The following is a 25,849-nucleotide window of genomic DNA, read 5'->3' as shown; positions in this document are numbered from 1 at the left end:
CTCGGCGCGGGCCGCCGGCTGACACCTGTCAGAACGGTGCGGGTTCTTCGATGGCGGCCAGGGCCATGAATTCCAGCACCCGGCGGGGGATGTCGGTGTACACCCGGCCAGTGGGGCTGGTCCATTCCAGGATGCCGTCGGCTTTCTGCACCACGCTCCACGCGGTGCCGTGCTTGACCGGATGATGTCGACCCGGGCACAGATTCGCCAGATTCGTGAGGCAGGTCGGCCCACCCAGCGCCGCGTCGTGGGTGTGGTCGAGGTCGCACTGACGGGCCGATCTTCGACACCCCAGGAACCGGCAGTGCTCGTCCCTCGCGTCGAGGTGTCTGCGCATCTCCCGGGTCGGCCGGTAGGTGAGCACCTGCTCCACCGCCCCACTGGCCGGGGAGGTGAACAGCCGCTCCCAGATCTCCGCGGTCGCGGCGAGGCGCCTGGCGGTGTCGCGGCTGATGGGCCCGTATCCGACCAGCTCGGCGGGCTCGTCGCCGATCCCGACGAGCGTGTTGGCAGGGATCACCACCTGGACCTGCGCGACGATCGCCGTGCCCTCCGGGATCGCCCCGGTTGCCTCGGGTGCGGTGGCGTGCCCGGTGAGCAGCAGGTCGGTGAGCACGTCGGCGCGGATCTGGTCCATCGTGCGGGTGTCGGTCGCGAGGATCTCTGCCGCGATCGCTTCGGCTTCGGCTTCGGCTTCGGCTTCGGCCGCGGCGCGGTGGGCGTCGGCGACCTGGCGTGCCTGCTGGTTCAGCCGGTCCCGGATCGCGTACGCCAGCTCCGCCGGCAGCAGGGCCGCGAGTTCGGCCATCCCGTCGTCCAGGTCCCGCACCCACACCCGCCGGCCCGCCGCGGCCTCCTTGTGCCGCTCTTCCAGCGGCACCGGGTTCAGTCGCTGCGCCAGCATCAGCACGAGTGGCTTCGCCCGTCCCGGAGTGTCGTTCTCGCACACCACCAGCGCGGCTTGCTCGAACCGGGCCCGCGCGTCGGGGTCGGTGATCCGGGCGCCAGCATCCTGGATGATCCGGACGTGGACTCGGTCGATGCGATCCTCCCGCAGCGCAGTGAACGTGGCAGCGAACTCGGTCACCAGCACGGTGGCGTCGTGCATCCGGTTGCGCATGCCGTGGTCCGAGCGACGCAGCACCGCGCCGACTTCCGCCGCCATCGACCGCAACGGCATCTCCCGCTCCCGACCGTCACTGGACGGGATGCGGGCGGTCTCCACCTCCGCAACAGCCTCCGCCTGCGACAGGAACCACACCTCGTCGGCATCCGCCTGCGCCCGACGCCGCCGCACCTCCTCCAGCCCGGAGATCACCTGCTCATGCGACAGCAGAGCCGTCGGGGCGGTGGTGGTCGGGGAGGTGTTCATACCCCCAATCCTGCCGACCCCCTCCGACATTGACGGCCGCGGAAACAACGCCTGACCTGGGGTTGTGAATAACTCACCACATCCCCGCCCGGGGAGGAAACGCCACCGATCCCCACCCCACCGCGCCGGACGATGACTCAGGAAGAACCGAGCCCCGGCATCCTGAAACCCCGGCCGGGATCCCGTTCTTCCTGAGTTACGCGCCCGCGGCGGCCGCTACGCGCGGCGCTCGTCGCGGCGCTCATCGACCTTCCGCCGGATGAACACCATCGGCAGCAACACGGTCGCTACCGCCGTGACCACCCACACCACCACCGGCGCCAACACCCACGACAGCGCGTTGGTGATCCGCAGCCCACCGATGGGCAGCAGCACCACGATCAGCAGCGCCACGAGCGTGGAGATGATGCCGATGCCGCCCAGCAGCGCCGGCGCGTACCGGCGGGCGATCTTGGCGATCCACGGCGCAAGCACGCTCTGCAGGATCGCGAAGATCACGATGCACAGCACGAACCCCCACCAGTCGGACCAGTCGATCTGGAAACCGCTGAGGATCAGATCGGCGACGATGAGGCCGAGCGCCGCAGATGCCAGGAAGATCAGCGCGCGCAGCAGGAACATGATCATGCGCCGACCATAGCGCGCGAGGACGCGTTACGCGTCGGAGCCGAGGGCCGCCAGCTGCGCTTCTTCGTCGGCGGCGATCGCCGACTCGATGATCGGCTCCAGAGCGCCGTCCATCACCTGGTCGAGGTTGTAGGCCTTGTACCCGGTGCGGTGGTCGGCGATGCGGTTCTCGGGGAAGTTGTAGGTGCGGATGCGCTCCGAGCGATCCATGCCGCGGATCTGCGAGCGGCGGGCATCGGATGCCGCGGCGTCGCGTTCCTCCTGCTGGCGAGCCAGCAGCCGGGCGCGCAGCACTCGCATGCCGGCTTCCCGGTTCTGCAGCTGCGACTTCTCGTTCTGCATCGACACGACGATGCCGGTCGGCACGTGCGTGATGCGCACCGCGGAGTCGGTCGTGTTGACCGACTGGCCGCCGGGGCCCGAGGAGCGGAACACGTCGATCTTCAGGTCGTTCGGATCGATGTGGATCTCTTCGGGCTCGTCGACCTCGGGGAACACCAGCACGCCGGTGGTGGAGGTGTGGATGCGCCCCTGCGACTCCGTCGCCGGCACCCGCTGCACGCGGTGCACGCCGCCTTCGTACTTCAGGTGCGCCCAGACGCCCTGCGCGGGGTCGCTCGAGGAGCCCTTGATCGCCACCTGGACGTCCTTGTAGCCACCCAGGTCGGACTCGTTGCGCTCCAGCAGCTCGGTCTTCCACCCTTTGGATGCCGCGTACTGCATGTACATCCGCAGCAGATCAGCCGCGAAGAGCGCGCTCTCAGCGCCGCCCTCGCCCTGCTTGATCTCCATGATCACGTCACGGGCGTCGTCGGGGTCGCGCGGGATGAGCAGGCGCCGCAACCGCTCCTGAGCGGTCGCGACCTGTTCCTCCAGCGCGGGCACCTCTTCCGCGAAGGCGGTGTCCTCCTTGGCCAGCTCGCGCGCGGCCTCGAGGTCATCCGCCGCCGCGACCCACGCATCGTGGGCCGCGACGATGCGCGAAAGCTCGGCATACCGACGGTTCACGCGCTTGGCGCGCGCGGCATCGGCGTGCACCGCGGGGTCGGAGAGTTCCTCCTGCACCGCGCGGTGCTCGTCGATCAGCCCGCGGACGGACTCGAACATGCCGGCGTCGGACACTCGGGTCCCGCTCAGCGGATGCTGTTGTCGTGCGCGTTGCTGTTGCCGGCGGCGTTACCGTCACGGCTGGGCGCGGGCATCGACTTCTGCATCTGCACGAGGAACTCGACGTTGGACTGCGTCTCGCGGAGCTTGCCGAGCACGACCTCCAGCGCCTGCTGCGTGTCGAGCCCGGCGAGGGCGCGGCGCAGCTTCCACGTGATCTTGACCTCGTCGGCCGAGAGCAGCATCTCTTCGCGGCGCGTGCTCGACGCGTTGACGTCGACGGCCGGGAAGATGCGCTTGTCCGCCAGCTGGCGGCTCAGGCGCAGTTCGCTGTTGCCGGTGCCCTTGAACTCCTCGAAGATGACCTCATCCATCTTGGACCCGGTCTCCACGAGCGCCGTGGCAAGGATCGTGAGCGATCCGCCGTTTTCGATGTTGCGCGCGGCTCCGAAGAAGCGCTTCGGCGGGTACAACGCCGACGCGTCGACGCCACCGGTGAGAACGCGGCCGGATGTGGGAGCGGTGATGTTGTAGGCACGACCCAGACGCGTGATCGAGTCCAAGAGCACCACGACGTCGCGACCGAGCTCCACGAGGCGCTTGGCACGCTCGATGGCGAGCTCGGCGACGGTGGTGTGGTCCTCTGCCGGACGGTCGAAGGTCGACGCGATGACCTCGCCCTTGACGGTGCGCTGCATGTCGGTGACCTCTTCGGGCCGCTCGTCCACGAGCACGACCATCAGGTGCACTTCGGGGTTGTTCGTCGCGATGGCGTTGGCGATCTGCTGCAGCACGATCGTCTTGCCCGCCTTGGGGGGCGCGACGATCAGGCCGCGCTGGCCCTTGCCGATGGGTGCGACCAGATCGATGATGCGCTGGGTCAGCTTCTCCGGCGCAGTCTCCAGGCGCAGGCGCTCCTGGGGGTACAGCGGGGTGAGCTTGCCGAACTCGACACGGTTGGCGGCATCCTCGACGGACAGGCCGTTGACCGAATCCACCTTGACCAGCGCGTTGTACTTCTGGCGACCGGACTGCTCGTTCTCGCGCGGCTGCTTGATCGCGCCGACGACGGCGTCACCCTTGCGCAGGTTGTACTTCTTCACCTGGCCGAGCGAGACGTAGACGTCACTGGTGCCGGGAAGGTAACCGGTGGTGCGCACGAAAGCGTAGTTGTCGAGCACGTCGAGGATGCCGGCGATCGGGATGAGGATGTCGTCCTCGCCGATCTCGGTGTCGAACTCGTCGCCGGTGCCACCCTGCGGGCGGCGCTTGTTGCGCTGGCGGCCACGGCCGGCGCCCTGGCCCGACTCGTCATCGGACTCGGCAGGCTGCGGCTTCTCGGCGACGTCCGGCGTGCTCTGGACAGCCTGAGCGTTCTGGCCGCCCTGGGTGCCCGTCGCGCCGTCCTTGTTGCGGTTGCGGCTGCGGCTGCGCGAACGGCTGCGGCTGCGCGAAGGAGTCTCGCCCTCGGCGGACTCGTCGCCCTCGGCGGCAGCGCCACGACCGGCGGCGTTGCCGCGGCCCTCGCCCTGCGCGTCGCCTTCAGCGGCCGTCTCGGCCTCGGCGGGCTTGTCTGCCTCGGCGGTCTTGTCGACCTCGGGAGCCTTGTCGCGACCGGCGCCCCGGCCACGGCCGGCGCCTCGGCCACGGCCCGTGGTGGGCTTGTCGTCGCTCACGGCGTCGGCGGCAGGCGCCTCGACCGGTGCGTCAGCAGATGCCTCGACCGGTGCGTCAGCGGATGCCTCGACCGGTGCGTCAGCAGGTGCCTCGACCGGTGCGTCAGCGGCAGCCTCGACCGGTGCGTCAGCGGCAGCCTCGACCGGTGCATCAGCGGATGCCTCGACCGGCGCCTCAGCGGCAGCCTCGACCGGCGCCTCAGCGGGCTTCTCGACGATGTCGGAGCTCTTTGCCCGGCGAGGTGCGCGCTTGCGCGGCGCTTTGACCGGCTTCTCTGCGACGGCCTCGGCGGCTGGTGCCTCGGTGGCGGCGATGGAATCGACGACAGCGGCGATCTCGGCCTCGGCAGGCGTCTGTTCGCTCGGCGCGGGCTCGCCCTCCGGGGGCGCCTCGGCCGACTCGTCGGCCGCCGCGTCCTCGGCGACGGGCGCCTCGTCCGGAGCGTCCGCCGCGGCGGATGCTGTGGTGACGGTCTCGTCGACCGGCGCGTTGTCGCGCTCGGTGTCGCCGTCGGTGTGGATCTCGGAGATGGACTCCACGAGTTCTCCCTTTGCGTGTGAATGGATATGCCGGATCGCGTTCGATCGTCGCGTTCGGGCGTCCGTTCCCCTCGATGGGCTCGGGGACCGGCGCAGCGCGATCAGATCGGGATGGATGCGGCAGTTCGCAGAATTGCGACGGAGGCCAGATTCACGGGTTACGTGGAACCCTCCGTATGGTCCCTCACTGTACCACCCTTGACATCGACGGCGAGCATGAGGGGCTCCCACGGAGTGTCCGTCGCGCGGGCGGCGATATCGGCGGCCTGCAGACGCCCACCCGGGCCGTCTGCGAGCACGAGCACACTGGGCCCCGCACCCGATACGACGGCAGCGAACCCCTCGGCGCGCAGCGCCCGCACGAGCCGATCGGTCTCGGGCATGGCCTGCGCCCGGTACGACTGGTGCAGCTTGTCCTCAGTGGCTGCCAGCATCAGCTCGGGGCTCTGCGTGAGCGCCGCGATCAGCAGCGCCGAGCGCGACACATTGAAGACGGCATCCTCTCGCGGCACCTGCAGCGGCTGCAGGCTGCGTGCCAGCGAGGTCGACATGGTGAACTCCGGCACAAGGACGAGGGGCGCCACGCCCCGGTGCACGATCAGCTTCTTGTGCTGCGGACCCGACTCGTCCAGCCACGCGATCGTCAGGCCGCCGAACAGGGCCGGCGCGACGTTGTCGGGGTGACCCTCGAGCTCGGTCGCCAGGCGCAGCAGGGTGTCGGGGCCGAGCTCGACGTCGCCGGCGAGCAGTCCCTTCGCCGAGAGCAGGCCCGCCACGACCGCAGCGCCGGAGGAACCCATCCCGCGGCCGTGCGGAATGACGTTGTGGGCGCGCAGCCGCACGCCCGGCATCCGCCGTCCGCACGCTTCGTACGCATACGCCATGGCGCGGATGACCAGGTGCGAGCCGTCGCGCGGCACGTCTTCGGCACCCGCGCCGGTCACCTCGATGTCCAGCTCACCGGCAGGCAGCGCCGTCACGGTCAGTTCGTCGTAGACACTGAGCGCGAGCCCGAGCGTGTCGAAGCCCGGTCCGAGGTTGGCGCTGGTGGCCGGCACCCGCACGGCGACGGTGCGCGACTCCCCCGACGGGGAAGCCGACGCCCCGGTCGGTGAAGGTGTGGTCACGCGGTGGCCCCTACCGCCAGGCCCAGCACCGACGCCACCTCGCTCGTGGTCGCGTCCACGACGGTCGGGGTGACCTGCGAGCCGTCGGCGGCCCGCAGCGCCCACTGCGGGTCCTTCAGGCCGTGGCCGGTCACGGTGAGCACGACGCGAGCGCCGGCGGGGACGACCCCGGCGGCGGCGCGGTCGAGGAGCCCGGCGACGCTGATCGCGGAGGCGGGCTCGACGAAGACGCCGACAGTGGATGCCAGCAGCTTCTGCGCCGCCAGGATCCGCTCGTCGTCGATGGCACCGAACCAGCCGTCGGTCGCTTCGCGCGCCTCGAGGGCGAGCTCCCACGATGCCGGGTTGCCGATGCGGATGGCGCTGGCCACCGTCTCGGGGTTCTTCACGATCTCACCTCGCACCAGTGGTGCGGAGCCTTCGGCCTGGAAGCCGAACATGCGGGGCACGCGGGTGGACGCGCCGCGCGCGGCCTCCTCCCGGTAGCCGCGCGAGTAGGCGGTGTAGTTGCCGGCGTTGCCGACCGGGATGAAGTGGAAATCGGGCGCATCGCCCAGCTGCGAGACGATCTCGTACGCGGCGGTCTTCTGCCCGTCGATGCGGTCGGGGTTGACCGAGTTGACCAGGTGCACCGGGTAGTGGTCTGCCAGCTCCCGGGCGATCTCGAGGCAGTCGTCGAAGTTGCCGCGGATCTGGATGAGCCGCCCGTTGTGCGCGACGGCCTGGCTGAGCTTGCCCATCGCGATCTTGCCCTCGGGCACCAGCACGGCGGCGGTGATGCCGGCGTGCGCGGCGTAGGCGGCGGCGGAGGCGGAGGTGTTGCCCGTCGACGCGCAGATGACCGCTTTCGCGCCGTGCTCGACCGCTCGCGAGAGCGCGACGGTCATGCCGCGGTCTTTGAACGACCCGGTCGGGTTCATGCCCTCGTACTTCACCCAGACGTCCGCGCCGGTCATCTGCGACAGCGCCGGAGCGGGCAGCAGCGGCGTGCCGCCCTCACCGAGGGTGACCACCGTCGAGGCGTCGGTGACCCCGAGGCGGTCGGCGTATTCGCGGAGTACTCCGCGCCAGAGGTGTGCCATGTCAGTCTCCTTCCACGCGCAGCACGGACACGACGCGTTCGACCACGCCGCTCGCAGCGAGGCGGTCGACCGTCTCGCTCAGGTCCTGCTCACGTGCCGTGTGAGTTCCGATGACGAGACGGGCGACGCCGGTCTCGTGTTCCGCTCCGGGGACGGCTGGGTCGGCCCCGGTGAGGATGTTCTGCTCGACGGTCGCGATCGATACGCGGCCTTCGCTGAGGATGCCGGCGATGGTCGCCAGCACACCCGGCAGGTCGTCGACCTCGAGGGTGATTTGGTAGCGGGTGGTGACCCGGCCGATCGCCACGACCGGGAGGTTCGCGCGGGTGGACTCCCCCACCCCGACGCCGCCGGCGATGTGACGGCGGGCGGCAGAGACGACGTCGCCGAGCACGGCGGATGCGGTCTGCACGCCGCCGGCGCCGGCGCCGTAGAACATGAGGTCCCCGGCGGCCTCGGCCTGCACGAACACGGCGTTGTTCGCCCCGTGCACGGTCGCCAGCGGATGCGTGCGAGGCACCAGTGCCGGGTACACCCGCACCGAGATGGCTTCGCCGGTCGGCGATGCGTCGGCCTCGCCCTCCAGACGCTCGCACACCGCGAGCATCTTGATGACGTAGCCCGCGTGGCGGGCGGCATCCATCATCGGCTTGTCGATGCCGACGATGCCCTCGCGGTGCACCGCGTCCAGTGGGACGGCGGTGTGAAACGCCAGGCTGGCGAGGATCGCGGCCTTCTGGGCGGCGTCGTAGCCCTCGATGTCGGCGGTCGGGTCGGCTTCGGCGTAGCCGAGCGCCTGCGCCTGGGCGAGCACGTCCTCGAACTCGGCGCCCTCGGTGTCCATCCGGTCGAGGATGTAGTTGGTGGTGCCGTTGACGATGCCCATGATGCGGTGCACTCGGTCGCCGGCGAGGGAGTCGCGCAGCGGCCGGATGATCGGGATGGCACCGGCGACGGCGGCCTCGTAGTACACCGACGCGCCCACCTGGTCCGCGGTGTCGAAGATCTCCGGACCGTGTGTGGCCAGCAGTGCCTTGTTGCCCGTGACGACGTCGGCGCCCGAGTTGATCGCCTGCAGGATGTGCGTGCGGGCGGGCTCGATGCCGCCGATCAGTTCGATGACGATGTCGCTGCTGACGATGAGCGACTCCGGGTCGGTGGTGAACAGCTCCCGCGGCAGATCGACGTCGCGCTGCGCGTCCAGGTCGCGCACGGCGATGCCCGCCAGCTCCAGCGAGGCACCGGCGCGGTCGGCGAGTTCGTCGCCGTGCTTGAGCAGCAGGCCGGCGACCTGCGAGCCCACAGCGCCCGCTCCCAGCAGTGCAACGCGCAGGCGGCGGTAGTCGGTCATGCAGTTCCCTCCGTCGGTGTGACCCCCGCATCGCGCGACAGCAGGTCGTCGATCGTCTCGCCGCGCACGATCACGCGGGCCGAGCCGTCGGCGACTGCCACCACGGGCGGGCGGGGCACGTAGTTGTAGTTGCTCGCGAGCGAGAAGCAGTAGGCGCCCGTCGCCGGGACGGCCAGCAGGTCACCCGGGGCGACGTCTGCCGGCAGATACTCGGCATCGACGACGACGTCGCCTGATTCGCAGTGCTTGCCCACGACGCGCGCGAGGATCGGGTCGGCAGCGCTGCTGCGGGAGACGACACGGGCGGAATAGTGCGCGCCGTACAGCGCGGGCCGGGCGTTGTCGCTCATGCCGCCGTCGACGCTGACGTACAGCCGCTGCAGTTCCTCGCTGGCCTGCACCGGCTTGACCGTGCCGACCTCGTAGAGGGTGATGCCCGCGGTGCCGACGATCGCGCGGCCCGGTTCGAAGGCGACGACCGGGATCGGGATGCCGCGTGCGGCGCACTCGTCCGCGACGGCGGTGACGATGCCGTCGGCCAGCTCTTCGATGGGCGTGGGGTCATCTGCTGCGGTGTAGGCGATGCCGAAGCCGCCGCCGAGGTTGAGCTCGGGCACCGCGCCACCGGCCAGCAGCTGCGCGTGCACCTCGACCAGGCGCGCGGCTGATTCGCGGAAGCCCGCCGTCCCGAAGATCTGGGAGCCGATGTGGCAGTGCAGCCCGCCGAAGTCCAGGCTCGGCAATTCGCGGATGCGCGCGACGACGTCGGCGGCGCGCCCGAGCGGGAAGCCGAATTTCTGGTCCTCGTGCGCCGTGGCGAGGAAGTCATGCGTCTCGGCGTGCACGCCGCTGTTGACCCGCACCCGCACCGGCTGCACGACGCCGCGCGCGGCGGCGGCTGCAGCGACCCGGGTGATCTCGATGTCGCTGTCGACGATGATCGATCCGACGCCGACCTCGACGGCGCGGGCGATCTCGGCGGTGCTCTTGTTGTTGCCGTGGAACCCGATGCGCTTCGGGTCCGCACCGCCGGCGAGAGCGACGGCCAGTTCGCCGCCGGTGGCCACGTCCACGCCGAGCCCCTCCTGGGTCACCCAGCGCACCACCTCGGTGGACAGGAACGCCTTGCCCGCGAAGTAGACGTGGGCGGTGGTGCCATGAGCGGCGGCCGCCGCGTCGAACGCGGCGCGGGCGCGGCGCGCGCGGGCGCGCACCTCGGCCTCGTCGAAGACGTACAGCGGGGTGCCGAACTGCTCCTGCAGCTGCGTCACCGGCACACCGGCGATCCGCACCACGCCGTCATCGCCGCGGGCGGCGGAGGCGGGCCACAGCCCGTCGATGAGCGCATCGGCGGCATCCGGTTTCACGAGCCACTCGGGAACGGACGGGCGGGCGGGTGAGGCGGACACTCAGCGGACCAATCGGGTGGGGTTGCAGGGGAACCGACCCTGGCGGATCAGCGGCAGGACGTCGGGCGGATCACTCACGAGCCGACGTTGCAAGCAGTCTAGGCCACCACCTCGCGGCAGATCGTGCGCATGTCGGCGCGGGTGCGGATGCCGCTCAGGCGCACGTGCCGTCCGCCTGCAGCGCAGGATCGACCAGGATCGCGTCGGCGATGTCGAACCGGGCGCGCAGCACGTCGCCGTCGACCGTGACATCGGTGAGAGTGAGCCCGGCCGGCAGGTGCTCGGCGATGCACACCGGCCAGTCGCGCAGCACGGCATTGGAGACGATGCCGAACTGGCGGCGCAGTTCGTCGGCGGTGATGTCCGAGCCGGCGATCCGGATCCCCGACGGCGTCAGCACGAGCTGACCCTCGTCGGCGCTGGGCGTCAGCGACAGCCCCACCGGGATCGTCGCGCCGAACAGCATCAGGTCCATCGAGGCGGTGATGTCGGGCTCGGCGATGCCGAGCGAGTCGACCGGAAACCCGTCGACGGCCGTCATCAGGCGCTGCAGCTGGGCCTGGTCGACCGTCACGGTCGCCCGTCCAGCCGATATCGGGCCGTCGCCGCGCACCGGCACGTCGTGTGCTTCGACGGCGACGTCACCGGCGAACTGGCCGAGCTCGACGTCGTCCGTGGCGATGCGGATGCTGCTCAGTGACCCGCCGATGAGCTGCGGGATCACCGCGCCGGTGAGTTGAACGTCGATCTGCTGGTCCTCCGGCAGCGACAGTGTCGAGATGATCTGCTGGCGCACCGTGGTCACGACCAGGTTGCGGGCGATCGCCTCGGCGGCGAACCACGCGACGATCGCCAGGACCACCACGATCACCCCGGCGATCAGCCACGGCAGCCAGCGGCGCCGGCGGCGCGGCGCGGCATCGGGCTGCGACAGCACCCACTGCGCTGCCGGGTCGGGCAGCGGCTGGGTGGGGTGCGTGTCGCCGGTCACGTCACATCCGCTCGGGCGCGCTCACGCCGAGCAGATCCAGACCGTTTCGCAGCACCTGCCCGGTGGCGTCGTTGAGCCACAGGCGCGTGCGGTGCAGATCGGTCACCGGGTCGTCGCCGAGCGGGATGACACGGCAGTTGTCGTACCAGCGGTGGTACAGGCTCGCCAGCTCCTCGAGGTAGCGGGCCACGCGGTGGGGCTCGCGCACCTCCGCCGCGAACGCCACCGTGCGGGGGAACTCCTGCAGCGCCCCCAGCAGCGCCGACTCGGTCTCATGGTCGAGCAGCTCCGGCGCGAACGCCGAGCGGTCCACGCCCGAATCGGCGGCGTTGCGGGCCACGTTGTGGGTGCGGGCGTGGGCGTACTGCACGTAGAACACCGGGTTGTCGTTGGTGCGCTTGCGCAGGATCTCGGGGTCCAGCGTCAGCGGCGAGTCGGCCGGGTAGCGCGCCAGCGAGTACCGCAGCGCGTCGGTGCCGAGCCACTCCCGCAGGTCGTCGAGCTCGATGATGTTGCCGGCGCGCTTGGACAGCCGGGCGCCGTTGATCGACACCAACTGGCCGATGAGCACCTCGATGTCCTTCTCGGGGTCGTCCCCGGCGGCACCGGCGAGCGCCTTGAGGCGATGCACGTAGCCGTGGTGGTCGGCGCCGAGCAGGTAGATCTTGTGCTTGAAGCCGCGGTCGCTCTTGTTGAGGTAGTACGCCGCATCGGCGGCGAAGTACGTGAACTCGCCGTTGGAGCGGCGGATGACGCGGTCCTTGTCGTCGCCGAAGTCGGTGGTGCGCACCCACACCGCGCCTTCCTCGTCGAACACGTGACCCTGGGCCCGAAGGCGGTCCACCGCCTCTTCGACCAGGCTCGGCCGACCGTCGCTGCCGGCGGCGTGCAGCACCCGCTCGCTGAAGAACACGTCGAAGTGCACGTTGAATGCCGCCAGCGACGCCTGCAGCTCGCCCAGCTGCAGCTCATAGGCGCGGTCGCGCGCCGTCACCAGCTGCTCGTCGGCAGGAAGGTCCAAGATGCCGGGTTCGGCGGCGTGGACGCGGCGGGCGAGTTCGTCGATGTAGGCACCGGCGTAGCCGCCGTCCGGTGTCGGCTCCCCCTTGATCCCGGCGAGCACAGAGTGGCCGAAGCGGTCCATCTGGGCGCCGGCGTCGTTGATGTAGAACTCGCGCACCAGGGTCGCCCCGCTGGCCAGCAGCAGGCGGGCGATCGCGTCGCCCAGGGCGGCCCAGCGGGTGTGACCGATGTGCAGGGGGCCGGTGGGGTTGGCGCTGACGAACTCGAGGTTGATCGTGTTGCCGTGTTGGCTGTCGTTGCTGCCGAAGGCGGCACCGGCGTCGACGATGGTCCGGGCCAGGGCACCGGCGGTGGCGGCATCCAGCCGGATGTTGATGAAGCCGGGTCCGGCGACTTCTACCGACGCGATGCCGGGGGCGCAGCGCAGTGCGTCGGCGATCTCGGCGGCGAACTCGCGGGGGTTCGCGCCCACGGCCTTGGCCAGCTTCAGCGCGGCATTGGAGGCCCAGTCACCGTGGTCGCGGTTCTTCGGCCGGTCCAGCGGCAGATCCGCCGGCGTCAGCCCCTCGGTGGCGCCCTGGCGTCGCGCCTCGGCAAGCGGGCGGACGACGTCGAGCAGCAGGGTGGAGAGGGCTTCAGGATCCATAGCCCGTCAAGTCTACGGGCGGCCCTGTGTGAGCCCGGTCAAGCCAACTGCAGCAGCAGCGACGGGTCCTCCACGGCGGGGTCGGATGCCGCGGCTGCCGCGGCGGTATCGGCGGGGTCCTCGGAGAGCACCCAGGCGTCCACCTGCATGCGGTCGAGCCCGACGTAGCCGCCGTAGAAGCTGAGGAATGCGCAGTCGGCGGCATCCCGCCCCGACGCGATCCGCACCAGCGAGCGTCGATTGGCCAGGCGGGTGGCGTCCACGACGTACCAGGCGCCGTCGAGGTAGGCCTCAGCGACGGCGTGGAAGTCCATCGGCCGGAGCCCCGGTGCGTAGCAGGCGGTGTAGCGGGCCGGCACATCCATGGCGCGCAGCAGCGCGATCACCAGGTGGGCGTAGTCCCGGCAGACGCCCTGACCGGTGTTGAGGGTGGTGACGGCTGAGTCGGTCCCCTGGCTGAGGCCCAGGGTATAGGTCGTGCTCGTGGCGACGAAGTCATCGACGGCGGCGAGGAGCTCGCGTCCGGAGAGCCCGCGGAACTGCCGCCGCGCCTGGGCGAACACCTCGTCGGACTGGCAGTAGCGGCTCGGCCGCAGATACGCGATCGTCTCCAGTTCGCTGGCCGGCCCGGTCGGGGCCGCGTCGGCCACGACCGCCTCGTACCGCACGTGCAGCGGACCGGCCTCGCCCTGCAGGCGGTGCAGCCGGCTGCCGGCCGGGTCGAGGATCTCGGTGGCGGTGCGCACCTGATCGCCCTGGGTGAAGCTCAGCCGCTCGTGCACGATGGGCACCACGCGGGCCACCGCGATCTGAAGGATGAGGTCCACCGAAGACCCCAGTTCCAGGTCGAGTTCGGCGGTCACTTTGCGCTGCACCGAGCTATCCTCGCATGCCATCGCGGGCGCGTTGGACCGGCGCGCACGGGCGCCGCCGCGAAGTCGCGTTCTGGCAGTGGCTCACAGTGATCTACCCTCAAAGCGTGATGCTTCACGCGCGCACGCGAACCCGCCGCACGGCGTGGCCGATCGTCGTGCTCGCCGCAGCGGTCGCCGCCGTGTGCATCCTGACGATCTGGCGGCCCTGGCAGACCACCTCGGCACCGTCCGCCGGAGCGGCCGGAGCCCCCGCCGTGGTCGCCCCCGCAGCCCTCGCCCTCCCCGCGACACCGCGGGTGCTGGTGTTCGGCGACTCGTGGACGTACGGTTCCGCTGCCACCGATCCCACGCTGGGCTACGCGTACGTGATCGGCGAGAAGCTGGACTGGGACGTCGTCGTGGCCGGTGTCCGCGGCAGCGGCTACCTCAAGCCGGGACTGGACGGCGGCACGTTCGGAGAGCGGATCGCCGAACTCGACCCGCAGCTGCACCCTGATCTGGTGATCGTGCAGGGCTCGATCAACGATCGCAAGCTCGACGCCGCGGGCTACCGCGACGCCGTCACCGCCGCGTGGGACCGGCTCGCGGCGACCTATCCCGACGCCCGGATCGTGATCCTCGGCCCCGCACCCCAGGTGCTGCCGGTCGAGGCTGCCACCGCCCGCATCGACGGCGACCTGCGGGAGCTTGCCGGCGCTCGCGGCTGGTGGTACCTCTCCCCCGTCGCCGACGGCTGGATCACCCCCGCCGACTACCTCGACGTGATCGACACCTCCGACATCGGCAACGACCATCCCTCCACCGCCGGGCACGCCTATCTCGCGTCGCGGCTGGCCGAGGCGCTCGCGGCCATCTCGGCGACGACGGACGCCGCAGCGGCCCCCACCATCGCCCCGCTCGTCCCCTGACGACCACCGCGCCCTAACGCAGCGGCATCCGCGTGTAAACCCCGGTGCAGCCGGGGCTGCCACTGCCTAGCGTGAAGGCATGGACGCGACCTTCTCCCCCAGCCACGCCATCGTCACCGCCTCCGACTCCGGCATCGGTGCCGCGACCGCGATCGCCCTGGCCGAGGCCGGCCTCGACGTCGGGATCACCTGGCACACCGATCGGGAAGGCGCGGAACAGACCGCCGAGGCGGTGCGCGCCCGCGGGTCGCGCGCCGTCGTGGAGCGGTTCGACGCCACCGACCTGACCGGTGCGGCGGCCGTCCTGGACCGCTTGGCCGACGACCTCGGCGGCGTTGACGTCTTCGTCAACAATGCCGGCGGGGGCGGGGGCACACCGGTGCTCGACCTGTCGCTGGACCAGTGGCGGCAGACGATCGCACTCAATCTCGACGGGGCGTTCGTGGGGATGCAGTGGGCCGCCCGCCGCATGGCGGCCGCTCGCCACGGCGGGCGCATCGTGGCCATCACGAGCGTGCACGAGCACCAGCCGCGCGTGGGGTCGGCGGCGTACGTCGCCGCCAAGCACGGGCTCGGCGGGCTCGTGGCTACCATGGCCCAGGAGCTGGGTGCCGACCGGATCACCGTCAACGCCGTCGCACCGGGCGAGATCGCCACGCCGATGAACGACATGCAGTCCGAGGATGCCAAGCGCGTGCACCGCCCCGGCATCCCGCTCGGGCGGCCGGGTCGCCCGGAGGAGATCGCGGCGGTGGTGGCCTTCCTCGCATCGCCCGCGGCATCCTACGTCACCGGCGCGAGCTGGGTCGTCGACGGCGGCATGCTGCAGATGGGCCCGCAGGCCGGATCCCACCTCGACAATGACCGGTGGCGCCGAGGGTGACGGGAGCCGCGTAGTCTCAAAGGGTGGGAAGCAGCCGAAAATGAAGATCGTCGCATCAGCCGACTGGCGAGACGCCGTACCGTTCGAGACCCCGGTCGTGGTGAACGAGATCGCCCCAGGCGACCCCGCGCACTGCGTGATCTGCGGGAGCGAGTCCGAACTGCGTGAGCGCACCGAACTGTGGGCGGTCAAGCACCGGCACCCGAAGCATCACGACGGTTTCGTGCGGTTCTACTGCGCCGAGCACGTGCCCGCCGCGGCCGAGGAGCCGGCACCTGCCGCCCCCGCCGCCAAGGCACCGGCGCGCAAGACCCGGGCCGCGACGCGCACCACCCCGGCCCGCCAGGTGCGGACCCCCGCGGTGCGACGCGCCGCGCTGGTCGACGAGGCGCCGCGGGCGATGTGCCCCGACTGCTACGTCGAGGTCTCCGCGCTGGGCATCTGCGGAATGTGCGGCTCGCAGGTCGCGTAACACGCGTACGGCTCGGCCCCGCCGATGTCAAGTGCTGGCATGCGGGTGCGTGCCGCGAGCAGACTCGGACAAATGACCGGACTTGCTGTAATCCTCCTCATCGTCGGAATCGTCCTGCTTCTGCTGGGCGTATTCATCAACGCGGTGCAGTTCCTGCTCTACGTCGGAATCATCCTCATCGTCATCGCGATCATCGCGTGGCTCATGCGGTTCGTCCGTCGTCAGACCTGAGCTCGCGCTCGCCGCGCCAGTGACGGGGGTGCTCGTGGAGGTCGACTCCAGGAGCACCCCCGTCACTGGCGTCCGGGCACCGGTCATGGGTCCACCTGGTTGACGGACACCACCTCGATGTTGAGTCCGTCGAACATCCCGAGCAGGCCGAACAGCATCGATTGATCAGCGACGGGACCGACGACCCTCGTCATGCCGCCCGGCAGTGCCTCGATGCGGTAGCCGTCGAGAGCGGCGACCAAGGACGAACTGAGCCTGCCACGCACGACGATCGCCGTCAGATGTGCGTGGGTGGGCATCACGTCCTCCTCGCCTGCGAATGCGACTGCCCCTGCTAGGCGACATGGTGCGTCGGGGTCTATCGAGTTCCCCTCACCCCTGTGGGATGATTCTGCTGCCGCGCTGCCGGCCAGCGCAGAAAGCCGCGATCGATGACGTTCTCACGAGCGGTTCCCCCCCACGCGGTCGAGCGACCTGAACTGGGGTCCCGACTGGATGCCGGCGTCGGCGCGCCGCTGACGCTGGTCGTGGCGTCGGCGGGTTCGGGCAAGACCGTGCTGCTGGCACAGTGGGCAGCATCCATCGAGGGTGGTCGGGTGGCGTGGCTGGACATGTCACCGTCGGACGATGACGCCGTGATGTTCGCCAGACGCCTGGTCGCCGAGCTGGCATCCGTGGACCCCGCTCTCGGAGAGCTCGACGCCCCGCTGGGCAACGCCGGTGCAGGCCTGGGCGACCCCATGCTCGAGGCGCTCGCTGCCGCGTTCGCCGACCTGGTGCGCCCGATCATCGTGATCTTCGATGACCTGCATCGGGTGACCAACTCCGAGATCGTCACCGACCTGTGGCGCCTAGTCGACATGCTCCCGGCGAAGGTGCATTTCGTCTTCTCCTCCCGATCGGACCTCAAGCTCGGGTGGAGCCGACATCGCCTGCAGCACGGGATCGTGGAACTGCGTCAGAGCGAGCTGGCATTCGACACCGCCACCACGGCGCGGGTACTCGAGCGCATCTGCCGCGTGCCGGTGGATGCCGCAACCGCCGCGGCCGTGGTCGCGCGGACCGAGGGGTGGGCCGCGGGGGTGCAGCTGACCGGCCTGAGCCTGCGGTTCCGCACCCGAGCGGACGAGGTCGTCGCCGCCCTCGCCGACAGCGACCGGCTCGCGATCGACTATCTGAGCGAAGAGGTGCTCGACGGCCTCGCCCCCGACCGCACGCGGGCGCTGCTGCAGTTGTCGGTCCTCGACGAGCTGTCCCCCGGGCTGGTCGAAGCCGTGGCCGACCTCTCCGACGGGGGCGCGTTCCTCAAGGCCCTGGAACGCGAGTCGCTGTTCGTCGTCTCAGTGCCGGGCACCCTCGACCGCTACCGCTTCCATCCCCTCTTCCGCGACCTGCTGCGGTACCGGCTGCGTGAGAACGACGCCGCGGCCGAAGCGCGCCTGCTGGTGAAGGCCGGGCAGTGGCAGCTGGGCCGAGGCGAGGTGGGAGCCGCCATCGAGTCGTTCTTGGCCGCCCGGGAGTGGAGCCAGGCCATGGATCACATCGTCGCGCGCGGGCGGGATGTCTACGAACGAGGTGACACCGCGACGGTGGCGCGGTGGCTGTCGCTGGTTCCCAGCGGCATCCGATCCGAGCGTGCCGAAGCGAACGTGCTCTACGGCATCCTCGAGGGGATGTCCGGGCAGGCGGCCCTCGGGGAGGAGATCCTCCGGGGAACCATCGACGCGCCGGGTACCGAGCGCGGGGTCGCGCTGGTGGCGCGGGCGTTCCTGTCGGCGTGCGTGCAGTTCCGCCCGCATCCCGAGATCTATCTCGCCGAGGGGCGCCGGTTCCTCGAGGAGGCCGAGTCCTCTTCGGGCGTGGCCATCCCGGATCTGCTGCGCTTGACCTCGCTGCCGCTGCTGGAGGCGGTGGCGAAGGTCTCCATCGGACGGGCTCAGTTCCTGCTGGGCGACCTGGCCGGATCGGAGCGCACGCTGCGGGACGCGCTGGAGCTGGACGGCTCACACTACGGGGCGTACCGCGTCCACCTGCTCGGGAGCCTCGCCCTCAGCCGCGGGTGGTCGGGTCGGTTGCGCTCGGCGGCGGCGCTGTCGGACGAGGGGCTCGAGCTGGCGCGGGACCTGAGCCTGCTCACGCATCCGAGCTCGGCGGATGCCTATCTCGCCCGTGCCCTGGTGGCGATCCAGCGCGGCGAACCGGAATCGGGTGCGGTTGCCCTGCACGAGGGATACGTTCGCGCGGCCGCGAACCGGCGGACTCAACTCATGTGGATCGCCCACGCGCAGTCGCGGCTGGTCGACCCGCAGAACATCGACGCGGCCGCGATCGCGCCGCCGGGCGCCCCACCCCCGATCGTCGAGGACGTCCTCGCCGCGATCACCCGCCGGATGGCACGAGAGGCAGGACACCCCACCCGCGGCGGCCGGGGCACCAGGTGGGCGGCCACGGTGTTCGAGGACATCGCCGGGCTCCTCGCCGAAGGTGACCTGCAGGCGGCTCGCACCCGGCTGGACGCGGTGACCTTACCCGATGGGTCGGCTCCGGCAACGGTCGTGGAGGTGAACCTTCTGCGCGCGTGGCTGGAGTCCCGGCAGGGTCGCCCGACCAGTGTGAGAGAGCATCTGCAGCTCGCTGTCGACACCGCCGCGGCCGAGCATCTGATCCACCCGTTCATCCGAGCCGGGACCGCGGTGTCCGACCTGATCGATGCGCTTCCCGGCGCACCCCGCGGCTTCCGGCTGCAGGTCCTCACCCTGTCACGCGCGTCCCGGCGCGGCGCCCGAGACGGGTTGGCGGAGCCGCTCACGCCGCGCGAGCTGGACCTGCTGGCCTATCTTCCGAGCAGGATGACCAACGCCGAACTGGCCGCGCTGTGCTTCGTCTCGGTGAACACGGTGAAGACCCACATGGCGCACATCTACCGGAAGCTCGACGCAACGGGACGGGATGCCGCCATCGTCCGGGCGAGGGAGCTCGGCCTGCTGGAGACCCCGGATGTGGCGCACGTGGGGTGACCCCGGCCGATCGCCGTGGCGGAAATCACCCCACACGGATGACGCCTCGCCCCGCGCGCCTTATACCGTCGGCATGCGAGGAGAGTGAGGCGAAGATGCCGGCCGATCTGGACACGACTGCTGCTCTGCAGGCGCGGGTGGATGAGCTCGAGGCCGAGAACGCGCGGCTGGCGGCGACGGCGGCCGCGCTCCCCCCTGAGGGCGGTGCGCGGCCGCCGCGCCGTCACACCTGGCGCGCCATCGTGTCGGCCCTGTGCATTGTGGTGGCGACGATCCTGGTTCCCGTGTCGATCGTCGGCGCGTGGGTGCGCGTCGAACTGGTGGAGGCCGACCGGTTCGTGGCGACCATGGGGCCGATCATCGAGGACCCCGACGTCCAGGCCCTGCTCATCGACAACACGACGGCAGCGATCGAGGAGCAGCTGAATCTCGAGCAGGTGACCAATGACCTGTTCGACGGCATCGCGGAACTCGGGTTGCCGTCGCGGGCGGCGACCGCGCTGGACCTGCTTCGCGGACCCGCGGCGCAGGGCGCGCAGAGCCTGATCGACCAGACCGTCACCCGGCTGGTCGAGTCGGATGCGTTCGCCGACATCTGGGAGCGGGCGTTGAGTGCGAGCCACCGCACGCTCATCGCCGCCGCCGGCGGCGGCGAGACCGGCGCGGTGACCGTGGACCAATCCGGCGTCATCGGGATCGAACTGGGCCCCATCGTCGCCGAGGTGAAGGAGCGTCTGGTGGACCGCGGCGTCGGCATCGCGGCGGGGATCCCCGACGTCGAGCGCACGATCGTCGTGGGGCAGGTCGAGGAGCTGGCGACGCTGCGCGCCTCCTACGCTGCAGCGGTGGCAGTCGGCGCCTGGCTGCCGGTCATCACGCTCGTGCTGTTCCTCGCCGGCATCCTCATCGCACGCCGCCGCATCACCGCCCTCCTGGGGGTGGGCGTGGGTCTGTTCATCGGCAGCGCGATCCTCACCACGATCATCGCGATCGGGCCCCTCGTGCTCGGGGTGATCGCCGCCGATCTGCAGTTGCCCAGCGCCGCGCTGGCGGCGATGTACGAGCAGGTGATCGCGGATATGCGGCAGACGGCGATCGTCGGCATGGTGCTGGGCGGCATCCTCGGGGTCGTGGCCTGGTCGCAGGGGCGCTGGCACTCCGCCGGGGTGGTGCGCGGCGGTGTCAGCACCGTCAACGGCACCATTCGCGGCTCGCTCGCGGAGCGCGGGTTCTCCACCGGTGTGTTCGGCCGATGGATGGACCGCTATCGCGTGCTCGTGCGCGCCGTGATCTGCGTGCTCGCGGTCGTCTGGCTGTGGCTGCTGCGCCCACTCGGTGTCGCAGACGTCGCGGGGGTGCTCGTCGTCGCGCTGCTGGCGTGGTGGGTCTGCGAGCTGCTGCGCAGCCCGGCGGATGCCGCTGCGGAGGCGAGGGCGGAATCACCCGTCGCGGATGAGGACACGGTCGGCGTCGCTTCATAGCGTCGGTGTCGTCACAGCGCTGACGATCCGACTCCAGATGAAGCGAGGACGATATGACCGCCACGGCCAGCAACAGGGGCGAATCCACAGGCACGAACGTCACCGGATGGACCGCCTGGGCCATCTTCGCCGCGACCATGCTGATTCTGGCCGGCGTCTTCGACATCATCTACGGACTCGTGGCGGTCATCGGCCCCGACAGTGCCTATTTCATCGCCGCCACCGGCGACCTGTTCCTCTTGGACGTGGCCGGCTGGGGCTGGTGGCACCTCATCTCCGGAGCCAGCCTCGTCGTGATCGGTGTCGCGCTGCTCAGCGGTGCGACGTGGGCCCGCGTGGTCGCGATCATCCTGGTCGGGCTCAACGCCGTCGGGCAGCTCACGCTGCTGCCGGTGCAGCCCTGGTGGTCGCTGATTGTGCTCACGATCGACATCCTCATCATCTACGCGCTCACCGTGCACGGTCGCGAACTCAAGGCCGAGCGCTGATTGGCGCCTCACGATGGCGAGGCAGTGACCGATCCGCGTGTCCCCCATCGGCTGATCACGGAGGAGGCCGTCTACGGCGTGATCCTGGTGTCGGGGATGATCGTCGTCAGCGGCACGACGGCATCCGTCGTGTGGGAGGTCTTCGCGTCCGTGGTGGCCACGGTCATGGTCTTCTGGGCGGCGCACGTGTACGCCGGCACCGTGGCCTCGTACCGCGCGGGCGTCGGGCATGCGGGGAGCTTGCCGGATGCGCTGCGGTCCGCCCTGGTGCGCTCGTCCGGACTGCTGGTGGGCGCCGTGCTGCCGACCGGGGTGCTGCTGCTGGGTGCTGCCCGGGTCATTCCGGACGTCTTCGCACTGTGGGTGGCACTGTGGGTCGGGGTGGGGGTGCTCGCCGTGATCGGGTACGTCGTCTTCCGGGACCGTGGCTCCTCGATCACCATGAGCCTGCTGGGCTCGATCGGCACGGCAGCCTTCGGACTGATCATGATCGCGCTCAAGGTGGCGTTGCACTGACCGCCGACCACGACAAGTGGCAGGGGGACGGAGAAGCCTTTCCATCCCTCCGCGGGCGGCGCAGTGGGCAAGCTCGCCGTGCGCGCAGCCCGACTTCTAGGAGGCGGATGCCCGATCCTGCAGTTGGGTCAGCCTGCGGATGACCAGCCCGGCGGTCACGACCATCGCCACGGCCATGGCGCTGAGGAGCACGCGCGCCGCCCAGACGGTTATCGCCGCTCCCGGCTCGAGCGTTCCGGTGTCGACGCCGTACAGCGCGGCGAGCAACGAGGAAAGTCCCCGGCCCGGCGCGAGGATGGTCTCCGGCACCAGCACGAATGCGCTCGCGACCGCAGCGATGCCCGCCAGCATCAGGATCAGGTAGACCGCGGCGTAGTACCACCACGGGTTCATCGGGCGCGGGGCTCGGCGCCGGCGCCACGCCTCGCGGACGATCGACACCGGAATCCACACCAGCGCGACCGCGAGCCACGCGACGCCGAACGCGACGGCCCACACTCCGCCGAGCAGCAGCGGACCGGTGAACGCCGTCGCGTCGCGTGCACCTTCGACGAAGAAGAACACCGCACTGACCAGCATCCCGCCCGCCAGCCACAGTGCCGCGGCGAGCAGGAAGTCCGCGAACGCGCGGGCGTACCCCTCCCAGATCTCGGGGAAGCTGTCGCCGCCGATGCGGGGGTCACCGGCGGCTCCGAAGCGGACGGTCGTGATGCGCAACGCCGCAATCGCCCCGCCCAGGGCACCGAATCGCACGATGGTCCACATGGCGGCATCCGTGTCGTCGCCGACGAAGACGAGCACGAGCCCGAACAGCGCGCCGAGCACGGTCGCCGCCGTCGCCCACCGGATGGGTGCGACCAGCGATCGGCGCCACGCCGCCGCCGCGGGAGCGGTGAGCATAGGCGCCTCGGTCATCCGTCACTTCCCCCACTCGGTTCGCGCTCATGGTACCGGCCCCCGCACGCCCCCCTCTCCCGCTGAGACCGCAACTGGTGGCCGAGACCGTGGTTGTTTCCCACTGTCTCGGCCACCAGCTGCGGTCTCACGGGGGAAGCGGGACGGGGCGGGGCGGGGCGGGGGCTAGCGCCACTGGGTGCGGGGGGCGGGGGCGGGAAGGGCGCCGCCGTCGCGGCGAGCGCGTGCCATGAGCGCGAGCTGGCCGGGACGGTCCATCGCATGCAGGACGCAGGGACCGACCGCGCGCTGCCACGCGGCGGCGAACGCCTCGGCATCCTCGCGTCGCCGCCCGATGAGGGACGGCACCGGCAGGAAGTGTCCTCCGCCCTCGCGCGCGGTCCGCCGCAGCACGCCACGCACCACGGGCGAGCCGCCCTGCCCCGTCTCGAGCAGGAAGCGCGGCGTCCGCACCGCCCCGAACAGCTCTCCCAGCGCCGCGGCGAACGTCCGCTGATCGGCGATCGACGCCGACGGCACCTCGATCGCGACAGGGACGACGCCGCCCTGCAGCTCCCCCTCGGTCACCTCCAACGACACCCCGCTGTCGGCGACTCGGCCGGCGGTGCGCAGCGCCTCCCACACCAGCGTCGCGATGCGGGCATACGGCTCCGCACCGCCGTCGGTCTGCGCGCGGGCCTGCCGCCATCCCCGCGCGAGCTCGACTGCGGGCACGACGCCGGCCACGAGCACAGCAAGGCCCGCGACGATCCCGACCTCGGGCCCGCCGAGGGCCGCTCCCGCCAGCGCCACGCTCGCAGCGCCGCCCGCGGTGCCTGCCGTCACTGCGCCCAAGGCGCGCCCCAGCGCCCGGGACACCGGCCGACTCGTGCGGAACACCGGCGTCTCGGGCCGCCGCGCCACGAGCGCGCTGACGCTCTCCCGGTCGAGGTACGCCTCGCCGATGCGCCACTGCGCGCGCGTCGCCGATCGCTCGGGAAGCTCGAGCATCTCGTTCAGGGCATCGACGGATGCCGCCGCATCCTTGGCCACGATCGACTCCAGTCCGCGGCGCTGCGACGCCGGCACGGCGACCGACAGCCCGCGCACGACACGCGAAGGCTCGTCGGTGTCGAGCCCCCACAGCCGCGCGTGCTTGCGCCGCAGCCGCGCCGCGTCGGGTTGCGCCTCCAGCGGGAACGACGCGGGCAGCAGCGTCGTGACCGTCCAGTTGTGCGCGACCTTCTCCGGCCACGCCGGGTCGAGCCGCAGCGTACGCCCGCGCAGCTGCTGCGTCGCCGATGCCGTCGCCACCGCGGTCAGGTCGATGAGCGTGTTCACCGCCGGGCAGTCCCAACCCTCCCCGAACAGTCCCCGCGTGCCCACCACGACCTGCACGGAGCCGCGCGTGAGCAGCACGGATGCCGCACGCACCAGCGCTGCGGAGCCCGCTCCCGGTGCGTGCACCTCCGATACCTCGGCCTGCTCCAGCAGCGGGGCGGTCGCGACCGGCGTGCCCAGCACCTCCTCGAGAGCGCGGACGAGCACGTCGGCATCCCGCGTCGCGACGCGGGTGCTGTTGCCGGTGACCAGGATCGGCCGCAGACCGGAGGTCGCGGCGTCGGCCACCAGCGTCGTGAAGGTACGCAGCGCACCGGCCGCGCGGACCAAGCCGCCGTGCTTGTTGCCGTGCTGGGCGAAGTCGGTGACCACGAGCGCACGCAGCCGCTCATCGCCCAACGCGTCACGCTCGATGCGCAGGATGTCGCACGCGGCGTAGTCCTTCGCCAGGGACGAGGCGAGCATCGTGTCGACGGGGTCGCGGGTGCGGCGCACGCCGCGGTCGCTGAGCGCGTAGCCGAAGTCGGCGAGCGTGCGGCGGATCCGGTGCCACAGCCGCTCCTCGGCCGGGTTGGGCAGGATGCGCTCCAGCGCGTACCGGGCGAGCAGCCGCAGCGACTCCTCGGTGGTGGGCGGGCGACGAGCGACGTCGGGCAGACGCGGGACGAGCGGATGCCGCGGGGCCACCGTCGCGAGCATCGCCGCCGCGGCCTCGGCGCCGGCGAAATCGGCGGCGAACGCGGCGGCCAGGCCGGCGTCGGTCGGGTCCTCGTCCGGCCGGGGCGGCTCCAGCGCGTCGCGCGGCGGCACCTGTTCGGGCTCGGGCTGCAGTGTGTCCACGAGGAACTGCAGCCCCTGGGTCTGTGCGAACGTGGTCCGCAGCAGCACTGCGAGGCCCTCGGCGTGCGCCGCGAGGAACTTCAGCTCCGCTGCGGTGGGCTCGGCGAAGCGCACCAAGTCTCGATAGGGGGCGAGGTTGCCCTCGCGCACGACCGCGGGCACCGGCACCTCGTAGTCGACCTCGCCGAGCAGCGACGTGTAGTTGTCGTACTCGTCGGCGTCGTCCGGCGACGGCAGCGTCGCGGTCAGCCCGATGAGCAGCGGTTCACGTCCGGCCGCGCGCATCCGGGCGACGAGGGTCGCGACCACCAGCGCCCAGTGGTCGAGCAGATGGTGGCACTCGTCGAGCACGATCGTCTCGACGCCGTGCGCGACGAGGCGGTCGATGAGGGCGAGGGCGTTCGGATGCAGCGCCGAGGCGAGCAGGTCGGGGTCCTGCCGCACCAATTGCCGCCGGAGCGTCCGCGACCTGCTCGCGATGCCGCGCTTGAACGCCTGGGGATTGCGGTCGGCGAGGTCGTCGAGCCACCCCGTCGCGGCATCCGGCGAGCGCCCATCCGCCTCGAGCTCGTCACGCCACCGGGCGCGGGCAAGTCCCGCGAAGGGGTTGCCGCTGTCGAGCACGCTCAGCGCCTGGTAGGTCAGCGCCGTCAGTTCGCCGGGGTCCCCCGGGTCTTCGGACACCGCGGCCGGATCACCGGCGAGGGACACCGCCGCACGCACCCACTGCGCGCGGATGGTCGTGGTGGGGGCCAGTACCACGGTGCGGCGTCCGCGCCGGGCGGCGAGCAGCAGGCCGAGCAGGGTCTTGCCGGAGCCGGGCGGGGCGACGATGTGCAGTGCGGATGCCGCATCGGTGTCGACCCGCTCGAGCGCATCGGCCTGATAGTGCCGCAGGGTGCCGGTGAACTGCCACGAAGCGAGCGCGGTCGCAATCGCAGATGGCATCCGT

The 25,849-nt window shown here is 71.1% G+C and carries 22 protein-coding genes; 8 read left to right on the top strand and 14 right to left on the bottom strand.

Going from position 1 to position 25,849, the window contains the following annotated elements:
• Nucleotides 1-28: 28 nt before the first annotated feature.
• From QNO11_RS04205 to QNO11_RS04155, 11 genes are all read right to left on the bottom strand, one after another.
• A complete protein-coding gene (locus QNO11_RS04205; RefSeq protein ID WP_285169734.1) occupies nucleotides 29-1,372 on the bottom strand; it encodes an HNH endonuclease signature motif containing protein in 1,344 nt (447 codons plus the stop codon).
• A 216-nt stretch (nucleotides 1,373-1,588) separates the two neighbouring features.
• The gene (locus QNO11_RS04200) at nucleotides 1,589-1,999 is read right to left on the bottom strand and encodes a hypothetical protein (RefSeq protein WP_257509478.1); all 411 of its coding nucleotides are present in this window, start codon (nucleotides 1,997-1,999) and stop codon (nucleotides 1,589-1,591) included.
• A gap of 27 nt (nucleotides 2,000-2,026) precedes the next feature.
• Complete coding sequence (prfA, locus tag QNO11_RS04195; protein ID WP_257509477.1) at nucleotides 2,027-3,106, bottom strand: peptide chain release factor 1; 1,080 nt, start codon at nucleotides 3,104-3,106, stop codon at nucleotides 2,027-2,029.
• Nucleotides 3,107-3,132: 26 nt separating this feature from the next.
• A complete protein-coding gene (rho, locus tag QNO11_RS04190) occupies nucleotides 3,133-5,313 on the bottom strand; it encodes a transcription termination factor Rho (RefSeq protein WP_441338259.1) in 2,181 nt (726 codons plus the stop codon).
• Nucleotides 5,314-5,480: 167 nt separating this feature from the next.
• Complete coding sequence (gene thrB, locus QNO11_RS04185; protein ID WP_257509475.1) at nucleotides 5,481-6,449, bottom strand: homoserine kinase; 969 nt, start codon at nucleotides 6,447-6,449, stop codon at nucleotides 5,481-5,483.
• The gene (gene thrC / locus QNO11_RS04180) at nucleotides 6,446-7,531 is read right to left on the bottom strand and encodes a threonine synthase (protein ID WP_257509474.1); all 1,086 of its coding nucleotides are present in this window, start codon (nucleotides 7,529-7,531) and stop codon (nucleotides 6,446-6,448) included. Before thrC ends, thrB begins: the two co-directional genes overlap by 4 nt.
• Nucleotide 7,532: 1 nt before the next feature.
• Nucleotides 7,533-8,882: a homoserine dehydrogenase gene (locus QNO11_RS04175; RefSeq protein WP_257509473.1), complete on the bottom strand. Its 1,350-nt coding sequence runs from the start codon at nucleotides 8,880-8,882 to the stop codon at nucleotides 7,533-7,535.
• Entirely contained in the window at nucleotides 8,879-10,291 is a 1,413-nt protein-coding gene (gene lysA, locus QNO11_RS04170; RefSeq protein ID WP_257509472.1) for a diaminopimelate decarboxylase, read from the bottom strand. Before lysA ends, QNO11_RS04175 begins: the two co-directional genes overlap by 4 nt.
• 154 nt (nucleotides 10,292-10,445) lie before the next feature.
• The gene (locus QNO11_RS04165) at nucleotides 10,446-11,282 is read right to left on the bottom strand and encodes an LmeA family phospholipid-binding protein (RefSeq protein WP_257509471.1); all 837 of its coding nucleotides are present in this window, start codon (nucleotides 11,280-11,282) and stop codon (nucleotides 10,446-10,448) included.
• A 1-nt stretch (nucleotide 11,283) separates the two neighbouring features.
• Complete coding sequence (gene argS / locus QNO11_RS04160; RefSeq protein WP_257509470.1) at nucleotides 11,284-12,951, bottom strand: arginine--tRNA ligase; 1,668 nt, start codon at nucleotides 12,949-12,951, stop codon at nucleotides 11,284-11,286.
• Between the two features lie 38 nt (nucleotides 12,952-12,989).
• Nucleotides 12,990-13,826, bottom strand: a complete 837-nt coding sequence (locus QNO11_RS04155) for a transglutaminase-like domain-containing protein (RefSeq protein ID WP_257509469.1) — start codon at nucleotides 13,824-13,826, stop codon at nucleotides 12,990-12,992.
• A 107-nt stretch (nucleotides 13,827-13,933) separates the two neighbouring features.
• Here QNO11_RS04155 and QNO11_RS04150 point away from each other — a divergent pair, with 107 nt between their 5' ends.
• The 4 genes from QNO11_RS04150 to QNO11_RS04135 all read left to right on the top strand — a co-directional run bounded on the left by QNO11_RS04150 (nucleotide 13,934) and on the right by QNO11_RS04135 (nucleotide 16,320).
• Entirely contained in the window at nucleotides 13,934-14,734 is an 801-nt protein-coding gene (locus QNO11_RS04150) for an SGNH/GDSL hydrolase family protein (protein ID WP_257509538.1), read from the top strand.
• A gap of 79 nt (nucleotides 14,735-14,813) precedes the next feature.
• Nucleotides 14,814-15,617 (top strand): SDR family oxidoreductase, encoded by an 804-nt coding sequence (locus QNO11_RS04145; RefSeq protein WP_257509468.1) that lies wholly within the window; start codon nucleotides 14,814-14,816, stop codon nucleotides 15,615-15,617.
• Nucleotides 15,618-15,657: 40 nt separating this feature from the next.
• On the top strand, nucleotides 15,658-16,089 hold the full coding sequence (locus QNO11_RS04140; RefSeq protein ID WP_257509467.1) for a glucose-6-phosphate dehydrogenase: 432 nt from the start codon (nucleotides 15,658-15,660) through the stop codon (nucleotides 16,087-16,089).
• 72 nt (nucleotides 16,090-16,161) lie between these two features.
• On the top strand, nucleotides 16,162-16,320 hold the full coding sequence (locus tag QNO11_RS04135; RefSeq protein WP_257509466.1) for a hypothetical protein: 159 nt from the start codon (nucleotides 16,162-16,164) through the stop codon (nucleotides 16,318-16,320).
• Nucleotides 16,321-16,403: 83 nt separating this feature from the next.
• On the opposite strand, the gene QNO11_RS04130 is transcribed toward QNO11_RS04135, so the two are convergent.
• The gene (locus tag QNO11_RS04130; RefSeq protein WP_257509465.1) at nucleotides 16,404-16,619 is read right to left on the bottom strand and encodes a DUF8691 family protein; all 216 of its coding nucleotides are present in this window, start codon (nucleotides 16,617-16,619) and stop codon (nucleotides 16,404-16,406) included.
• 132 nt (nucleotides 16,620-16,751) lie between these two features.
• On the opposite strand from QNO11_RS04130, the gene QNO11_RS04125 reads away from it, so the two are divergent.
• The 4 genes from QNO11_RS04125 (at nucleotide 16,752) to QNO11_RS04110 (ending at nucleotide 21,822) form a co-directional block, all read left to right on the top strand.
• Entirely contained in the window at nucleotides 16,752-19,337 is a 2,586-nt protein-coding gene (locus tag QNO11_RS04125) for a winged helix-turn-helix domain-containing protein (protein WP_257509464.1), read from the top strand.
• Between the two features lie 95 nt (nucleotides 19,338-19,432).
• Entirely contained in the window at nucleotides 19,433-20,818 is a 1,386-nt protein-coding gene (locus QNO11_RS04120; RefSeq protein WP_257509463.1) for a hypothetical protein, read from the top strand.
• A gap of 53 nt (nucleotides 20,819-20,871) precedes the next feature.
• Nucleotides 20,872-21,306 carry a DUF7144 family membrane protein gene (locus tag QNO11_RS04115; RefSeq protein ID WP_257509462.1) on the top strand — a complete coding sequence of 145 codons (435 nt, stop codon included), beginning with the start codon at nucleotides 20,872-20,874 and terminating at the stop codon, nucleotides 21,304-21,306.
• Nucleotides 21,307-21,330: 24 nt separating this feature from the next.
• Nucleotides 21,331-21,822: a hypothetical protein gene (locus tag QNO11_RS04110; protein ID WP_257509461.1), complete on the top strand. Its 492-nt coding sequence runs from the start codon at nucleotides 21,331-21,333 to the stop codon at nucleotides 21,820-21,822.
• Between the two features lie 96 nt (nucleotides 21,823-21,918).
• On the opposite strand, the gene QNO11_RS04105 is transcribed toward QNO11_RS04110, so the two are convergent.
• Together QNO11_RS04105 and QNO11_RS04100 are read right to left on the bottom strand one after the other, a co-directional pair.
• Entirely contained in the window at nucleotides 21,919-22,737 is an 819-nt protein-coding gene (locus tag QNO11_RS04105; protein WP_257509460.1) for a hypothetical protein, read from the bottom strand.
• A 165-nt stretch (nucleotides 22,738-22,902) separates the two neighbouring features.
• Entirely contained in the window at nucleotides 22,903-25,845 is a 2,943-nt protein-coding gene (locus QNO11_RS04100; protein ID WP_257509459.1) for a DEAD/DEAH box helicase family protein, read from the bottom strand.
• Nucleotides 25,846-25,849 lie beyond the last annotated feature (4 nt).

The organism is Microbacterium sp. zg-B96, from assembly GCF_030246865.1.
GTDB lineage: Bacteria > Actinomycetota > Actinomycetes > Actinomycetales > Microbacteriaceae > Microbacterium.
This window is presented reverse-complemented; position numbering and strand designations above follow the sequence as displayed.

Coding starts and splice junctions, on each gene's coding strand:
- QNO11_RS04205 (WP_285169734.1), bottom strand. CDS start 1,372: ATGAACACCTCCCCGACCACCACCGCCCCGACGGCTCTGCTGTCGCAT.
- QNO11_RS04200 (WP_257509478.1), bottom strand. CDS start 1,999: ATGATCATGTTCCTGCTGCGCGCGCTGATCTTCCTGGCATCTGCGGCG.
- prfA (WP_257509477.1), bottom strand. CDS start 3,106: ATGTTCGAGTCCGTCCGCGGGCTGATCGACGAGCACCGCGCGGTGCAG.
- thrC (WP_257509474.1), bottom strand. CDS start 7,531: ATGGCACACCTCTGGCGCGGAGTACTCCGCGAATACGCCGACCGCCTC.
- QNO11_RS04175 (WP_257509473.1), bottom strand. CDS start 8,882: ATGACCGACTACCGCCGCCTGCGCGTTGCACTGCTGGGAGCGGGCGCT.
- argS (WP_257509470.1), bottom strand. CDS start 12,951: ATGGATCCTGAAGCCCTCTCCACCCTGCTGCTCGACGTCGTCCGCCCG.
- QNO11_RS04150 (WP_257509538.1), top strand. CDS start 13,934: ATGCTTCACGCGCGCACGCGAACCCGCCGCACGGCGTGGCCGATCGTC.
- QNO11_RS04145 (WP_257509468.1), top strand. CDS start 14,814: ATGGACGCGACCTTCTCCCCCAGCCACGCCATCGTCACCGCCTCCGAC.
- QNO11_RS04140 (WP_257509467.1), top strand. CDS start 15,658: ATGAAGATCGTCGCATCAGCCGACTGGCGAGACGCCGTACCGTTCGAG.
- QNO11_RS04135 (WP_257509466.1), top strand. CDS start 16,162: ATGACCGGACTTGCTGTAATCCTCCTCATCGTCGGAATCGTCCTGCTT.
- QNO11_RS04130 (WP_257509465.1), bottom strand. CDS start 16,619: ATGCCCACCCACGCACATCTGACGGCGATCGTCGTGCGTGGCAGGCTC.
- QNO11_RS04125 (WP_257509464.1), top strand. CDS start 16,752: ATGACGTTCTCACGAGCGGTTCCCCCCCACGCGGTCGAGCGACCTGAA.
- QNO11_RS04120 (WP_257509463.1), top strand. CDS start 19,433: ATGCCGGCCGATCTGGACACGACTGCTGCTCTGCAGGCGCGGGTGGAT.
- QNO11_RS04115 (WP_257509462.1), top strand. CDS start 20,872: ATGACCGCCACGGCCAGCAACAGGGGCGAATCCACAGGCACGAACGTC.
- QNO11_RS04105 (WP_257509460.1), bottom strand. CDS start 22,737: ATGACCGAGGCGCCTATGCTCACCGCTCCCGCGGCGGCGGCGTGGCGC.
- QNO11_RS04100 (WP_257509459.1), bottom strand. CDS start 25,845: ATGCCATCTGCGATTGCGACCGCGCTCGCTTCGTGGCAGTTCACCGGC.